The sequence below is a fragment of the Lacticaseibacillus sp. 30 genome (genome assembly GCF_053819265.1).
In genome coordinates, this window is the sequence record NZ_JBSOQX010000092.1 from 1 (window position 1) to 264 (window position 264).

Here is a 264-nt window from a genome sequence, read left to right on the forward strand (position 1 = left end):
GACTTTCCGGGTCCGGTTCGATCAGTGACGGTTGATCACGGTAAAGAGTTTTCCTGCGATCAGGCGCTTACAAAGCGCTATCGGATACCGGTTTACTTTTGCCACGCCTATCACCCGAATGAACGGGGCACAAATGAACGGTTCAATCGAGAACTTCGCTACTATTTCCCGAAGGGAACACAGTTTGATCAGGTTTCAGAGACCGATATTCAACAAGCCACAGCGCTTATCAATAACAAACCTAGAAAATGTCTCCGTTGGCAA

General features: G+C 47.7%; 1 protein-coding gene. It reads left to right on the forward strand.

The window, feature by feature from the left end; translation table 11 throughout:
- A partial coding sequence (locus ACWPAB_RS15505) for an IS30 family transposase (RefSeq protein WP_455692720.1) occupies positions 1 to 264 on the forward strand: 264 nt, incomplete at both ends.